The following is a 15,573-nucleotide window of genomic DNA, read 5'->3' as shown; positions in this document are numbered from 1 at the left end:
TGCATTAAGATGATTTGGGTCAAGCTTGTCGCTTGAGCATTAATTGTTTTTTGTTATAATCATTTAAAATTTAAAAGGTTTAAAAATGGATGAAAGAACTATTGTTTTAGAGATGTTAAAGATGCAACAAAGCCTAAATGACGAGACAAACGGGCTTGGTTGGGAAAATGGCTATACAAATAAAAATAAACTCATAAGCTGGAGGCGCTGCATATATATGGAGTGCGCTGAGCTTATCGACAGCTTTGCGTGGAAGCACTGGAAGAGCATAGATGCCAAGACTGATGAGCAAAATTTACGCATCGAGGTTGTCGATATCTGGCACTTTATAATGAGCCTAGCACTACAAATTTACAAGGCAAAGCAGCTTGGTGATGTTGAGACTTTGGCTGAGGATATCTGCCAGTCAAGCGGTTTTAGTGACTTTTGCAAAGAGCCACTAAGTGTCGAAGACGAGAGCATTTATGAGATCATGAACGACGTTGAGATGCTCATACATGAGTGCAGCGGCTTTGACTATGATATCTTTGATATCTTTAAAATTTATTTCTCAATGTCTTTAAAATGTGGCGTAAATTTATACTCGCTTTATGAGTGCTACATTGCTAAAAACGTGCTAAACCGCTTCCGCCAAAATAACGGCTACAAAGAGGGAAGCTATAAGAAAATTTGGAACGGACGCGAAGATAACGAGGTAATGAGCGAAATTTTATCAAATGGCGTTAGTAAGATAGATGAAATTTACGCCGCACTTGAGCGTGAGTACAAAAAGGTAAAATGATAAATCTTCTTCGCCTTGGCTTTAAAGACTTTTTTACAGCCAAATTTATAACACTATCGATCTTGCCGCTTTGTCTTAGCATACTTTGCCTAGCTTGGCTAAGCATCTGGGGAGGCGGCGAGATATTTGACCTTTTAAGCGATGGCGCTAAAAACGAAAATTTCGCCTTTTTGGAGACAAACTCGACGCTATCTTTTATAGCTATTAAAATTTTAAGTTTTAGCGCTACAAAGTGGATAGTTAGCATACTTTTTTACGTCTTAAGCACCTTTTTAACGATCATCATTAGCATCGTGATCGCCCTAGTCGTAGCTGGCTTTTTAACGCCAGTTGTAGCCAAAGAGATAAACAAAAGGCACTACAACTATGTGCTTAAAAGCGAGGCTAGCACGGCTAGAGTGCTAAAGGTGATGATGGTTGAGATCATGAAATTTCTCGGGATCTTGCTCGTTTGCTTGCCACTTTTGTTTGTGCCATTTGTAAATTTTTTCATCATCAACGTGCCGTTTTTTTACATCTACTATAAGCTTTTGCTAATAGACGTTGGCTCAAACACGCTTGATAGCGATAAATTTGAGCTAGCACTGCTTGAGGGTGGCGGGGTTAAATTTGTAGTTTTTACACTTTTGTTTTATCTCATCTCGCTTGTGCCGCTTGTGGGATTATTTTTTCAGCTTTATTTCGTGATAGTCTTGTCGCACCTCTTTTATCAAAGAGAGGCGCTAGTTAAAATTTAGAGCCAAAAGCTCTAAATTTATGCGTAGTAAGATACTTTTTTGCTCTCATCAAGCAAGGTATCAAATAACCTTTTTGTCGCACTTAGTAGATTTTTGTTTGCATCATTTTTAGCTAAAAGTTCGTCAAACATCTTTAGCATATTATCATTTATGAAATTTTTGTGATCCAGATCTTTTGCGTCAGGCAACATCTGCTTGATCTTGTTTGAAAGCTCGCTTATGCTTTGACTGCTACCTGCGATCTTGTCGCCCTCTTTGACATTTTTCATAAACTCATCAACCTGTGGGCGAATTTGCTTCATCGCCTCTTCGATCTCTTTCATATCCTGCTCGTCTATGCCGTTTCCTTTATAGGCAAACTCGTAGCCGTATTCGTGCGTTAGAGTTAGGCTTCTTTGGCTTGAAGTGCCATTTTTCTGGCTTGAAAACTCTAAATTTTTGTTGTCATACATCGAAAAGCTTATCTCGTCGCCTGAGCTAGTCTTCATCGAAAAGCTCATGTTGTTGTAGCTTCCTTGAGAGTAAAAATTTGTTTGCATTTTTAAATCCTTTTGAGGCTAAATCGGCAAAATTTTAATTTCATAAAGCAAAATTTTGTAAAATGCGTCAAAAAAGGACGGGCGATGTGTTGTTTTGGGACTAGGATCTTTTTGCTGATGCTTATCACTGTTTTAAGCTTCGTTTTTGCTAAGCTTTGCCCAGTTTTGCCAGTCGTTGGCTACTACTTGATACTTGCAAATTTACTTGCCATTTTGATGTTTTCACTATTTTTTAAAGGGCTTTTGCCAAGCTTTGTAAAGGTAAATGCGATCCACTATTTTTCGCTAATTGGTGGCTTTTTGGGAGCATTTTTAACAATGCTTGCTTTTAAAAAGCTTGCAAAAGATAAATTTACTTTAATAGAGCTCATTATTTTTACGCTCTGGGTGCTGATAATCGCCATAGTCATCTTTAAATTTCAAACCATTCTTGACATTTTTAGGGGAATTTAGATGGATGAGAGGATAGTTAAATTTTTAAAAAAGATGCATCTTGCAAGCGTTTGCGCCATTGATGATGATGGGCAGCCTTACGCTTTTAGCGCGTTTTACGTCTTTGATGAGGTAAATTTTTGCCTTTTGCTAGCTAGCTCTGACGAGAGCTCACATATTAAATTTTTAAAAAACTCAAAGCTCGTTGCTGGCACGGTCGCTCTTGATACGAAGATCGTTGGCAAGATAGAGGGCGTGCAGTTTCAAGGAGTGATGAGAGAGGCTTGCGAAAGTGAGCGAGAAATTTACTTTAAAAGATTTTTTTACGCAAAGGCGATGGATCCAAAAATTTGGTCTATAAGCCTTGAAAAGGTTAAATTTACGAGTAACACTCTAGGTTTTGGCAAGAAAATTTTTTGGCAAAAGTAGCTAAAAACCGCATAATATTTTCGTGTTAGCTTAAAAGATGCTCTTTCTTAAGGCGTTCAGAATAACGCTTTTATGAAACGAAAGGTACATGTACCATATAAAAATTTTTTTTAAAATTTTTTACACAAAAGTTACACAAAATGCCTTTTTTAGGGGGAATTTTAAAAATATTAAAGTGTGATAAAAGAGTATTAAATAACTAAAAATAAACTTAAATTTACCCAAATTTTACTTAATATCCCTAGCCTCACTCTTATTATATAATCGCCGAAAAAATTATTAAGGAGAGTTTTATGGCTAAAGAAGCGGGTGTAGTAAAATCGCTAAGTGGCAAGGCGGTCGCAGTTGATCAAAACGGAAACGAGAGAGAGCTAAAAGTTGGCGACATCGTTTATATGGGTGAGAGTGTCAAAACTAGCGATGCAGCCGACAAAGTAACTATTGTTGCAAATAACGGCAAAGAGCTAACTGTACTAGGTAGTGACACGCTTTCTTTAAATCCAAATACGATAGGTGCTGAGGGCTTAGCTGATATAAGCGCTTTGCAAAATGCTATTTTAAATGGCGGTGATCTAACAAAACTTGAAGAGACAGCTGCTGGCGGTAATGCTGCTGCTGGCGGTGGAGATGGCGTTAGCCTTGGCGAAGCTAGATTTGCTGAGGGCGGTCACTACTCAAATATCAATGAAACTTATAGAAATTTAACTGATACAAATAGAGCTTTTGCTTCATACGATAGCCCAATAGGCGGCTACAATGATGGCAACGATGGTGATAATGGTGATAATGGCGCAAACGTTAATATAATCCCAGGTGCACCAACTGTTAAATTTATAAATGATATAAATGGAAACCACACTTTAAGCAGAGTAGAGCACGGAAATGATACAGATATAAATACATCTAAAGTTCTTATCACTGTACCAAATGACGGCACAGTAAGAGCTGGCGATATACTAAAAGTCACTGTAACTGATCCAAATGGTAATGAAACTACAACAAACATAACCATTACTCCAGCTATCATAACTAATGGCTATCCAATAGATGCGCTTGTAGAGCCAGGTAAAAACTCAAAAGTAGAAGCAAGCGTTACAAATTTCCAAGGCAACACTAGCGGTAGCAGTGAAGATCACGTAACTCCTACAAAATCAAGCGTAAGTGTTGAATTTACAGAAGATAGAGATAACGATAAATTTTTAACTTACACAGAAAACAACAATGACAGCAAACAAAATGAGTCACCAGTACTTATAAAAGTAAGTGATGTTATCCCTGGAGATAAACTTCACATTACACTAACAAAACCAGATGGCACAACTGAAAATAGAGAAGTTACTATCGATCAAAATATAATCAATAATGGCTATAAGATAACAGACATGCCAGTTGCTGAGGGTAAAGTTTCAAAAGTAGATGCTTATGTTACTGATAGCACAAACTCTAACACTTGGAAGAGCGATATAGCAACCGATGATGTTACTCCAGATGTAAGACCAACTTTAACATTTACTGAAGACCGCGATAATGATGGCGGCATAAGTGACTTCGAAAATAGCAAAGATGGCAACTTTAGAAGCACAACTGTTGAAGTTACACTTCCAAAAGATGTTGTAGCAGGTGATAAAGTTGTCATAACTTACACTGATCCACTAACTAAACAAAATACAACAACAGAAGTGCCAGTTACACAAGCAGATGTTGATAACCATAAGGTAAATACATCATTACCAGTATTCCCTGACGTATGGAACTATGCAAGTGCTCATGTCGTAGCTGCAGATGGCACACCAAAGAGTGCAGAGTCTAACAAAGACAATGTAATACCTATCGGTAGAAACATGGAGATAAAATTTATAGAGCAAGATACTCTTCATGAAATTTCAAGACAAGAGAGTATGGATGAGCATGAAGTAAATGAGACAACGGCTCTTATAAGACTTCCAAACAAAATAGACAATGGTGACATAGTTACACTTACTATAAATGAGCCTACAAAAGGCGTTTATACAAGAAATTTCACTATAAATATGAATGATAAAGGTGAGGTAACAAGTATAACTGAGATCGGCAATGGCGGACAAAATTTCCCATTGACAAAAGAGAGCTTTAATCAATACTCATTTGAAGTGCCAGGATTTGATCTAAGGCACGGACAAGATACCACTATCAAAGCTAGCATCACAAATATGACACCAGGCAGACATAATACATATATAAATGAGCCAGAAGTTTCAGCTAGCTTAGAGCATGTAAAAGCACCTGAGGTTATCTTTGATGAGGCGCATAACTCAAAAACTATGAGCAGAAAAGCTTCGGCTGCTGATGGTGATGAATTTAACACAACTGCAACTATCAAGATCCCTAAAAATGCAGTAGATGGTGATAGGATCGAAGTTAAGATCACTGAGCCACAGCTTGATGGCACAACTAAAGATAGAACGCTTAAATTTAATGTTCATAAAGATGCTTCAGGCGTTAAGATAACAGATGAGCATGGCAATGATGTAGCAGTAAGCGACAACGGCTTTAAAATTTCTCATGTTGGTACATTAACAGGAGCTGAGACCAAAATTTCAGCTACTATCATCGATAAAGATGATGTTCAAAGTGCTACTGGAACAAATAGCGTAAGCGTAACAGAGCTTGATGACTCTGGAATTTTCTTTGGTGAAGACATTGATGCTAATACATCTATCACAAGAGATGAGAGCATGAAAGATCACGATCTTCATAAGACTGATCTAAAAGTAAAAGTGCCAAATAACGTGATAACTGGCGACAAGATGATACTTGAGGTTAAAGCTGATGGCAACACAACTTTACAAAAAGAATTTACTATCACAAGAAATGGCAATAGCATTACTCTAACAGATGGCACTGATACTATAACAGCTGATAGCGATAATAAAATCACAGTACCAGGCATAGTAATAGGTGAAGGTAAAAACACTGAAGCTCAGGCAACATTTACAGATGCTAAAGATCATGCAAAAACTATAGTAACAAATCATGCCACCCTTGAAAATCTTCACGATGATATGACTGTTATATTTAAAGAGGATGCAGACTTTAACGGAATTTTAAATAGAGGCGAAGCAAGTTCAGATGGTGTTTTAGATAAAACCACAGCTACCATAAAACTACCAAGCAATGTTGTAGATGGTGACGTGTTAAAGATAACTACAAGCATAGAAAATGGCACACCAACTACTACAAGTCACACTATCCACAAAGACGCTCATGGCAACATCACAGTAGATGATCTAAATGTGGTTGGCAATAAAGCTGTTGAGTATACAGTGCCGTTACAAGAAGATAAAACAAGCAAGGTAAGTGCAACAGTTAGCGATGCAACAGGTGTTGATAAGGTAAAAGCTGGTAGCGATATCTTACTTGATGCTGATGGTAATGGTGGTACAAATTTCTATGTACTTATCGATGAGGACAAAGATAGAAATGGCAAACTAAGCAGAGATGAGGCAAACTCAGATGGTAAGGTTAAAGAGACATCTGCAACTGTATCTCTACCAAGTGGTAACCTACATGCAGGTGATACATTTACTGTAAAAGTAAATGGTGTGCCAACTACTTACAAAGTAACTAGCAAAAATAATGATGTGCTAACTATAGAAGATGCAGCTGGACAAAATAAACATTTAGAGCCAGGCAACTTACTAAAGATACCTAATGTCGCTGTAAGCGTTACAAATCCTGCTAAGGTTGAAGTAGAGATACCTAATATCGCGCCTAAATCAGCAGAGGCGATACTACAGCCTATAAACAATAGCGAGCTAAGCGTAATTTTCAACGAAGATAATGCTAATAGAAACAATGAACTAAGTAGAGATGAGGCTATATCAGACAATAACCTAAAAACTACAACAGTAAGCGTAAAAGTGCCTTACAATGTTGTAACAGGCGATCACGTAAAAGTTGATTATGTTGATCCAAATACTGGCACCCCAGGAAGTAGAGAATTTAAAATAACTAAAACAGCAGATGGTAAAATCACTGCTACAGATATAATAAATGGTGGAACACCACAAGATATCATAAAAACTAACACCATACAAGTAGATAATGTCCCTATGAAGCCAGGTGAGAAGACAAAAGTAGATGCGACTATAACTACTCAAGATGATCAAACAGCACATGCTGACGCAGAGGCAAAACTAGCACAGCTAAGCAGCAAAGGTCTAAGTGTAAGCATAGCAGCTGATGCAAACGACAATGGCACTATTACAAGAGATGAGACAAGTAGCAATACTTCAAAAGTAAGTGTATCTCTACCTGGTAGCGTAATAGCTGGTGATAGCATAAAAGTTGAGATCACAAATGCTGGTAGCACAACGCCTGTGACTAAAGAATTTAAAGTTCTTAGCAAAGATCCACTTGGCAATATCGTACTAGAAAATCAAGCTGATCACAGCCAGATCACTCTTGAAAATGGCAAACCACTTGAGCTTGATGCAGCTATCGCAGTAGGACAAGAGACAAAAGCGAAAGTCACTCTATCTGATGGAACAACTACTGTAAGCACAGAGGATCATGCAAAAGTTGAGATGGACGCTATAAGAGGTATGCAGTTTAGCGAAGACGGCAATAGAGATGGACATCTATATGGCAACGAAAATTTTGGCGGTAATAATAAAACTCAAGATACAACGCCAGTTAAAATTTATGTTAGCGATGATGCAAGAGCGGGCGATACAGTTGAGATCAAATATACTGATCCAGACAATCACGCTCAAACAAAAACAGTAAATCATGTACTAACAGCAGATGATATGAGTAAAGGTGTATTTGATCAGTTACTAGACATCAATGCAAGATCAGCTTATGATCTAAAAGTAGATGCCACACTTAAAACTCCAGGCGGTCTTGTAAATAAAACTCATAGCGATACACTTCGCATAGAGCTTGAAGACTTCAGGATGGATTATGATCCAAGCAAAGTGATGAAAGGTGGAGAGGGTACATCTGATACGATCGTCTTTAGAGATACTTCTCACGTAGATCTTAGCGGCGTTACTGACCTTAACACAAAAGTTGAGAGCATCGAAAGGATCGAGCTAAAAGGCAACTCTGAGATCAAATTTGACGCAAAAGATATCTTTGCTATGACTGATAACATCAACACTATCCTTAAGATAAGAGGCGATAGCACTAGCAAGGTAGATATAAAAGATAAGTGGCATGAAGATTCAACAGTAAATGCTGACTTTGGCTCAAAAGGCTACACAAGCAACGATACTGTAAATGGTCAAACAGTACATATCATCATTGAAGATAAGATCCAAACAGACCTATAATCCCAAAAAAGTGAGTGCACTCTAAGCACTCACTTCACTTACCTAACTTTAAATTTACATCATTTTTTAAGCCTTATTTTACTAATATCACCCCTTTTAAAGGAGAAAATATGAAAAATTTAATAGCCATCGTTGTGGTCATCGCCGCACTTGTTTTTGGCGCTTTCAAATACGCAAATTCATTTGTCGTGCTTGATGAAAACACCAACGAGAAGTGGTCGCAGGTGCTAAATCAATACAAAAGAAGAGCCGATCTCGTGCCAAATTTAGTTGAAACCGTAAAAGGCTACGCAGCTCACGAGCAAAAGGTCTTTGAAGATGTGGCAAACGCAAGAAGCAAGAGCATGCAAGTAAGCATCGATGCAAGCAGTCTTAGTGACGAGGCAAAGGTTAAAGAATTTATGGCAGCTCAAGGTCAGTTAGGCTCCGCACTTGGCAGGCTAATGGCAGTTAGCGAGAGCTACCCAGAGCTAAAAGCAAATCAAAATTTCCTCTCACTCCAAAGCCAGCTTGAAGGCACAGAAAACCGCATAAGTGTAGCAAGACGCGACTACATCGAGGCTGTAAAAGAGTACAACGTAGCTCTTAGAAGCTTTCCTGGTAAATTTATAGCTAGCATCTTTCATCCAGAGATGAAGCCAAAGCAAGGCATCGAAGTTAGCAGCGAAGATATGAAAAATCCAAAAGTTTCGTTTGAGAAGTGATGAAAAAAGCTCTTGCTCTTTTGCTCTTTGCGTTTTGCTTTTGTTTTGCTCTAAATTTCAATGAGCAGATCAACGATGAGGCTCATATCTTTTCACAAAACGAAAGAGATGAGCTTTTAAATTTAGTGCAAAATTTCGAGCAAAACAGCACCACGCAAATCGCTATAGTGACTTTAAATTCGCTTGAAAGCAGGAGCATCGAAGAGCTGTCTCTTGAGATCGCTAGAGGCTACAAACTAGGTCAAAAAAAAGATAACAACGGCGTGCTTTTGGTGGTCGCTCCAAATGAGAAAAAGGTCCGCATCGAGGTTGGATACGGACTTGAAGGGATGCTAACTGACGCCGTAGCAAGCCAGATCATAAATAGCGTGATGATACCTCGGTTTAAAAATGGCAAGATGAGCGAAGGCATAAAAGAGGGCGTTTTGGCGATCATAAAAGTGGCTAGTGGCGAGGAATTTAGTAGTAAATCCGGCCTTAGCGACCTGCCTTTTGGCGTGTTTGCCTTTTTTGCTGGCATGCTCTCTTGTTTTGCCTCTGTGATCTTTGGTAAATTTTTTATGCGAACTGGCTTTAGCACGTGCTTTGCTGGACTTGTATCAACCGCACTTGAGCAGGGATTTGGCGTGCAAAACTACCTCATCATCTTTGGCGCTTTTGCCTTTATATTTGCAGTATTTTTCTTTATTTTAAAAGACGTTTTTAAGAGAAATAGCCAAGGCGGCTCTTTGCCAATGGGCTTTAGGCGAGGTGGTTCAGACTCAAATGGAGGTGGTGGTCGCTCAAGTAACAGAGGAGGCGGCTTTAGTGGCGGCGGCGGTGGTTTTGGCGGCGGCGGAGCTAGCGGCAGCTGGTGAAATTTGCCTGTCTTAGAAGTAAATTTCACTACCCTTTGCAAATTTTAAAATTCCATTCATCCCTAAGAATTGACTGCTAAAATTTGGCTTCGCTTACCGCTTAGCTCAAATTTTAGAGCCGAAATTACTCGCTCATGAAATTTTAAAATTTGCTATAAATTCTCTCACACAAACGCATGCAGTGCTTTAGCACTGACGCATGCCACTTCTAACGTCGTAGGAGTTAGGGGATTGTTAAGGGGGAAGGGAGCTCTTTTGCTTCGCAAGCTCACAACTGCAAGCAGAGCGTAACTCAAGCCTCTTCCCCTTTAACAAAGAAATAAAACTTTAAATTTCTAAAAAACTATTTTGTAAATTTTAAAATTTCATTCACTCATAAGAATTGACTACTAAAATTTGGCTTCGCTTACAGCTTAGCTCAAATTTTAGAGCCGAAATTACTCGTTCATAAAATTTTAAATTTGCTTTTTTGGAGTAAAACGCATGCCGTGCTTCACATAAGTCTTAATTTTAAAATTCACTATTTTTGTAATTTAAGAGATCGTTTTGTGGATTTTAGACCCAGCATTTGCATATAAAAGCTAAATTTCTTAAAATATGCCAAAAAATTAGGAGCAAAAAATGCTATCAGGCGAGCTACTTAAAAGCCATTTTGCTAAATTTGATCTAGTGGCGATGCTTAGTGAGTTTTTAAAGCAATGTTGTTTTGATAAAGAAAAATTTCAAGCACTTAAGCGAGATGGTTTTAAAAGCTTAGACAAGAGCCAAAGAGAGGAGCTTCTTAAAATAGCAGGTTTTAAGGCGTATCTTGACGCGAAATTTCAGGGCTTTTTGCGTGAGCTGATGCAAAGCAAGATCCTCGTTGTAAGCGGTGTGGAGTATAAATTTAGCGAGCTTGAAATTTACACCTGCTTTGATGCAAACACCTACAAAAGATCGTGCGAGGCGGGCGAAATTTACTTTCACAATTTTGGTTTTGACATCTCTTTTAAGAGCGAGCCAGCGCTTTATGGCGGCATCTTGGTAAGGAGTTTAAAGCCCTTAAATGAGCGAAATTTCATCTTTGGACCAAGAAAATGTGCCTTGCATATCTTAAATAGCAAAATAAGTAATTTAAATTTTGATCTAAAAGAGGCTGATTTTAGAAATGATGAGGTCGCTTTTACGCCAAGGATTAGATCGTTTAAAGATGAGAGTGAGCTTCAAGATGACGCTTTAAGGGCGGTTAGTGGCGAGTTTAGTAAGGCGCTTGAAAGTGCAAAAGAGTATAAAAAAAGAGTTGAAAATGCCTATAAAAAAGGGTGAAATTTATCTTTTTGTCGGCTTTGAGGCTGAGAAATTTAGCCCCAAAATGCTCTCTAGAAAAGAGCGTAGAAAGCTAAAAAAATATCCAAATTTAGTAAATTCAAACTCATTCAAACTCTCTAGATATTTAAAATTTAAAGCAAAAAAACGAGGCAAAATTTGCCTCTCTCACAAAGAAAATATCGCTGTTTTAGCTATCTCAAAAGAAAAAGTTGGCATTGATGTGGAGGAGCTAAAAGAGCGAAATTTTGACGGAGTGATCAAATTTTGCTTTAACAAAAAAGAGAGCGAAATTTACGCAAATGCCAAAGATAAAATGCAAAAATTTTATGAAATTTACACCGCAAAAGAGGCTGTGATAAAAGCCAAAAATTTAGCCTTTAGTGACCTTGCTAGCGTTAAATTTGACGAGATGGATAGAAGATACTTGATTATTAATAATCTATTTATCATTTGCCTTGCATTTAAGCATTGCAAAGATATAATTGTTAAATTTTTATGATTTTAGAACACTAAAAAAGGCAAAAAGTGCTTGTAAAAAAGATAGCTACGATCCTTGTGGTAACGCTTCTAGCTCTTGGCTGTGCGAAGAAATTTGATGTGCCAAAGCTGGCAGATTTTAGCTTAAAGGCATTTGAGGTTAGTTCATCAAAAGGACCGTTAATGCTCTATGTGCAAAATAGTGAGAATGAGTATAAATTTAGCCTTGTAAATGCACTTGGCGCACCAGAAGCTAGGCGAGTTTTAAAGGACGGCACGTTTGCAAATTTGGGCTTCTTGCCGCCAAATAGCGCCTACAACGAGCTTTTTATCAAGGTGCTTGAGATGATAAAAGATGAAAAAAATGAGCAAAAATTTATGATAAATGATCAAATTTATGAGGTAAAAAGCGTTGATCTACGTTAGCAAACCAGCCATTATCAGCGCTGCAGGCAGTAGTAGTGATGAAAATTTAAGCTCGCTTTTAAGTGGCAAGAGATTTTTAAGCAAAAGCTCTGAATTTCACCCGCAAAATGAGTTTTTGGTGGGTAAATTTAATAGCGCTTTACCTAGCTTTTCAAATAAAACCAAAGAGCACTTCAAAACTCGCACAAATGCTTTGCTTTTAAGCACGATGCTAGAGATTGACGAGGAGATAAAAAGAGCGATCAAAAAATATGGCAAAAGCCGAGTGGGAGTAGTTCTTGGCACTACAACAAGCGGCGTTGAGGAGAATTTCGAGCCATTTAAAGGCTATATCTCGACTGGATTTTTTGATAAAAGCAGGTTTGGCATAAACAGAAACTGCCTTGCAAACGTGGCCGAGTTTGTGAGCGACTTTTACGAGCTTAGCGGTCCAAGCTACTGCGTATCGACTGCGTGCACCTCTGGTGTTAAGGCGGTTATTGAGGCAAAAAGGCTCATTGAGAGCGAGCTTTGTGACGCGGTCATTTGTGGCGGCGTCGATAGCCTAAATACGCTTACGATAAATGGCTTTAACTCGCTTAGCATACTAAGCAGCGCCCCAAGTCAGGCCTTTTCTAAAAATAGAGAGGGGATAAATATCGGTGAGGGAGCTGGGTTATTTTTGCTAAGCCGTGATGAAATTTCAAATGTTGTGGTCGCTAGCTCTGCCTCAAACTGCGACGCTTTTCACATGACGCAGCCTGATTTTAGCGCTAAAATGGCAGTAAATTGTATAGAGGGCGCGCTAAAAAGAGCTAGTGTGAGCTGCGTGGATTATGTAAATTTGCATGGCACCGGCACGCAGGCAAACGACAAAATGGAGGCAAAAGCTGTAAATTTAACGCTTGGTGCCACCTTTGCAAGCACGCTAAAACCACAGATCGGCCACACGCTTGGGGCTGCTGGAGCTATTGAGAGCGCCATTTGCGCCATGCTTTGCATGGAGCAAAATAGCCTCTTGCCACCACACGTTTATGACGGCGAGTATGATGAGAGCTTGGAGGCTATAAATTTAGTAAAAAGCGGCACGAAATTTGACGTAAAAACAGCGATGTCGCTATCTTTTGCCTTTGGCGGAGATAACGCCGCGATAATATTTAAAAGAGTGAGATGATGATAAGTGATTATTTGCCGCACAGCAGCGCCATAACCCTGATCGATGAAATTTTGGAATTTATCCCTTGCGAGAGCATAAAGGTAAGAAGCGTGATAAATGAGCAAAATCCCTTTTTAGAAGATGGTAAATTTATGACGCAAAAGGCGATAGAGATGATGGCTCAAAGTCTTGGGATCTACGACTCAAAGATGCGTGAGCTAAGGGGCGAGAAGGCGATATTTGGCTTTTTGCTTGGTAGTAGAAAATTTGAAATTTTTAGGCCATATTTTAAAGTGGGCGATGAGATAGTGATCATTTCAAAGTGCTCCATTCAAGATGAGAGCGGTTTTGGCGTTTATGACAGCGAGCTTTTTGTAAATGGTGAGCTTGGCGCAAGGGCGGTTTTAAACGTTATGAGCCCTGATGAAGAATTTGTAAAAAAGGCACTTAGTGAGTAAGAGAGTATTGATAACTGGATCAAGTAGGGGTATAGGAGCTAGCATCGCTAGGCGCCTTGCTAATGAATACGAAGTGGTGCTTCATGCAAGAAGTAAGAGCGATGAGCTTTTAAAGATGGTTAGCGAGCTTGGGGCTAAATTTATGACATTTGACGTGGCTGACACTGCTGCGGCAAAAGAGGCCATAGAGGCCGACATGGAGACAAATGGCGTCTATTACGGCGTTATTTTAAACGCTGGCATAACAAGGGATAATACCTTTGTGGGGCTAAGTGACGAAGAGTGGTTTGATGTGATAGATGTAAATTTAAATGGCTTTTACAACGTCCTAAGACCAGCGCTAATGCCTATGATAAGGGCTAGAAAGCCAGCTAGGATAGTGACGCTAAGCTCTGTTTCAGGGGTTATTGGTAACAGAGGTCAGGTGAATTACTCAGCTAGCAAGGCAGGCATCATAGGAGCTAGCAAAGCCCTTGCAGTCGAGCTTGCCAGCAGAGGCATAACAGTAAACTGCGTGGCACCTGGGCTTATAAAGACAGATATGAGCGAAGAAATTTTAAATAGCGATTTTTTAGATGAGGTGCTAAAGGCCATACCTGCAAAAAGAGCTGGCGAGGCAGATGAGGTGGCAGGACTTGTTAAATTTCTACTAAGCGACGAGGCTAGCTACATCACAAGGCAGGTCATCGGCGTAAATGGAGGACTTTGCTAATGCGTGTATTTGTCACAGGTATCGGCGCAGTCAGTGCTTTTGGCAACAGCTGGGAGGAGATGAAGGCTAAATTTCTTGCAGGCAAAAATGCCGTGAGATATATGAGCGAGTGGGAGGGCTATAAAGAGCTAAACACACGCCTAGCAGCTCCCATCATAGACTACAAACACCCGCAGGAGTGGGATAGAAAACAGCTAAGAAGCCTTGGCAAGGTCTCAACTTATAGCGTGCACGCGGCTGGACTTGCATTAAAAGACGCTGGTTTGCTAAATGGCGAAGGCTTGCAGGCTGCAAATTTAGACCCAAGCGTGCAAGACGGTAGAATGGGCGTGGCAAGTGGCTCAAGCACTGGCAGCACCGACTCTATACTTGACATGGCAAAACTAGTTTTGGACATGGATAGTGGCTTTAACGCAAATACCTACATAAAAATGATGCCTCACACCACAGCGGCAAATATCGCGCTATTTTACTCGCTAAAAGGGCGTATCATCCCTACATCTTCAGCATGTACGAGCGGCTCACACGCCATTGGCTACGCTTATGAGAGCATAAAAAATGGCAGCATAGATATGATGCTAGCAGGAGGCGCTGAGGAGCTTTGCGTGAGCGAGGCGTACGTTTTTGACAAACTTTACGCTACAAGTGTGAAAAACAGCACGCCAAATTTGACACCAACGCCGTTTGAAAAAGATAGAGATGGCTTGGTGCTTGGCGAGGGAGCTGGATTTTTAGTGCTTGAAAGCGAAGAGAGCGCCTTAAAAAGAGGAGCTAAAATTTACGCTGAGGTCGTTGGCTTTGGCTCTACGTGTGATGGCACGCACATCACTAGACCGCAAAGCGCTACGATGAAAGCGGCGATGAGTTTAGCACTCCGCGCGGCAAAACTAGAGCCAAAAAGCATAGGCTACGTAAATGCCCATGCGACCGCTACAAAACATGGCGATATAGCTGAAAGTATCGCTACAAATGAGCTTTTTGGAGAGGGCATCGCCATTAGCTCACTTAAAAGCTATCTAGGTCACACGCTTGGCGCTTGTGGCGGGCTGGAGGCGATCGCTAGCATAATGATGATGAGAGAAGAGCTATTTTTCCCAACTATAAATTTAAACGTAACTGATCCTGAGTGTGCAAAGCTAAACTACTTAAAGGAGCCAACGCCGATAAAGACGGACTTTGTGATGAGTAACAACTTTGCATTTGGTGGTGTAAATACATCTTTGATATTTAAAAGAGTAGATAACAAATTTTAAAAAGGATAGA

The 15,573-nt window shown here is 39.6% G+C and carries 15 protein-coding genes; 14 read left to right on the top strand and 1 reads right to left on the bottom strand.

The window, feature by feature from the left end; translation table 11 throughout:
- Positions 1-85: 85 nt before the first annotated feature.
- Both dut and F3G98_RS00570 read left to right on the top strand, forming a co-directional pair.
- The gene (dut, locus tag F3G98_RS00575; protein WP_149725602.1) at positions 86-781 is read left to right on the top strand and encodes a dUTPase; all 696 of its coding nucleotides are present in this window, start codon (positions 86-88) and stop codon (positions 779-781) included.
- Positions 778-1,518 (top strand): EI24 domain-containing protein, encoded by a 741-nt coding sequence (locus F3G98_RS00570; RefSeq protein ID WP_149725601.1) that lies wholly within the window; start codon positions 778-780, stop codon positions 1,516-1,518. The genes dut and F3G98_RS00570 overlap by 4 nt, the downstream gene beginning before the upstream one ends.
- A gap of 17 nt (positions 1,519-1,535) precedes the next feature.
- On the opposite strand, the gene F3G98_RS00565 is transcribed toward F3G98_RS00570, so the two are convergent.
- Entirely contained in the window at positions 1,536-2,057 is a 522-nt protein-coding gene (locus F3G98_RS00565; protein ID WP_021092115.1) for a hypothetical protein, read from the bottom strand.
- Between the two features lie 84 nt (positions 2,058-2,141).
- On the opposite strand from F3G98_RS00565, the gene F3G98_RS00560 reads away from it, so the two are divergent.
- The 12 genes from F3G98_RS00560 to F3G98_RS00505 all read left to right on the top strand — a co-directional run bounded on the left by F3G98_RS00560 (position 2,142) and on the right by F3G98_RS00505 (position 15,563).
- Positions 2,142-2,510: a hypothetical protein gene (locus F3G98_RS00560; RefSeq protein WP_035169808.1), complete on the top strand. Its 369-nt coding sequence runs from the start codon at positions 2,142-2,144 to the stop codon at positions 2,508-2,510.
- Positions 2,511-2,918 carry a hypothetical protein gene (locus F3G98_RS00555; protein ID WP_149725600.1) on the top strand — a complete coding sequence of 136 codons (408 nt, stop codon included), beginning with the start codon at positions 2,511-2,513 and terminating at the stop codon, positions 2,916-2,918. It abuts the gene before it with no gap.
- A 293-nt stretch (positions 2,919-3,211) separates the two neighbouring features.
- Positions 3,212-8,233: a retention module-containing protein gene (locus tag F3G98_RS00550; RefSeq protein WP_149725599.1), complete on the top strand. Its 5,022-nt coding sequence runs from the start codon at positions 3,212-3,214 to the stop codon at positions 8,231-8,233.
- 110 nt (positions 8,234-8,343) lie between these two features.
- On the top strand, positions 8,344-8,937 hold the full coding sequence (locus tag F3G98_RS00545) for a LemA family protein (protein WP_021088893.1): 594 nt from the start codon (positions 8,344-8,346) through the stop codon (positions 8,935-8,937).
- Positions 8,937-9,794, top strand: coding sequence for a TPM domain-containing protein (locus F3G98_RS00540; RefSeq protein WP_103643024.1), 858 nt, complete (start codon positions 8,937-8,939; stop codon positions 9,792-9,794). The genes F3G98_RS00545 and F3G98_RS00540 overlap by 1 nt, the downstream gene beginning before the upstream one ends.
- A 621-nt stretch (positions 9,795-10,415) precedes the next feature.
- Positions 10,416-11,099, top strand: a complete 684-nt coding sequence (locus F3G98_RS00535) for an ABC transporter substrate-binding protein (RefSeq protein WP_103643023.1) — start codon at positions 10,416-10,418, stop codon at positions 11,097-11,099.
- A complete protein-coding gene (locus F3G98_RS00530; RefSeq protein WP_103643022.1) occupies positions 11,080-11,601 on the top strand; it encodes a 4'-phosphopantetheinyl transferase family protein in 522 nt (173 codons plus the stop codon). The genes F3G98_RS00535 and F3G98_RS00530 overlap by 20 nt, the downstream gene beginning before the upstream one ends.
- A 26-nt stretch (positions 11,602-11,627) precedes the next feature.
- On the top strand, positions 11,628-12,005 hold the full coding sequence (locus F3G98_RS00525) for a hypothetical protein (RefSeq protein WP_149725598.1): 378 nt from the start codon (positions 11,628-11,630) through the stop codon (positions 12,003-12,005).
- Entirely contained in the window at positions 11,992-13,158 is a 1,167-nt protein-coding gene (locus F3G98_RS00520; protein ID WP_149725597.1) for a beta-ketoacyl synthase N-terminal-like domain-containing protein, read from the top strand. The genes F3G98_RS00525 and F3G98_RS00520 overlap by 14 nt, the downstream gene beginning before the upstream one ends.
- A complete protein-coding gene (locus F3G98_RS00515) occupies positions 13,158-13,598 on the top strand; it encodes a hotdog family protein (RefSeq protein WP_223231277.1) in 441 nt (146 codons plus the stop codon). Before F3G98_RS00520 ends, F3G98_RS00515 begins: the two co-directional genes overlap by 1 nt.
- Entirely contained in the window at positions 13,591-14,310 is a 720-nt protein-coding gene (fabG, locus tag F3G98_RS00510) for a 3-oxoacyl-ACP reductase FabG (RefSeq protein WP_149725596.1), read from the top strand. Before F3G98_RS00515 ends, fabG begins: the two co-directional genes overlap by 8 nt.
- Positions 14,310-15,563, top strand: a complete 1,254-nt coding sequence (locus F3G98_RS00505; protein ID WP_149725595.1) for a beta-ketoacyl-ACP synthase — start codon at positions 14,310-14,312, stop codon at positions 15,561-15,563. Before fabG ends, F3G98_RS00505 begins: the two co-directional genes overlap by 1 nt.
- Positions 15,564-15,573 lie beyond the last annotated feature (10 nt).

The organism is Campylobacter concisus, from assembly GCF_902460895.1.
GTDB lineage: Bacteria > Campylobacterota > Campylobacteria > Campylobacterales > Campylobacteraceae > Campylobacter_A > Campylobacter_A concisus_BC.
This window is presented reverse-complemented; position numbering and strand designations above follow the sequence as displayed.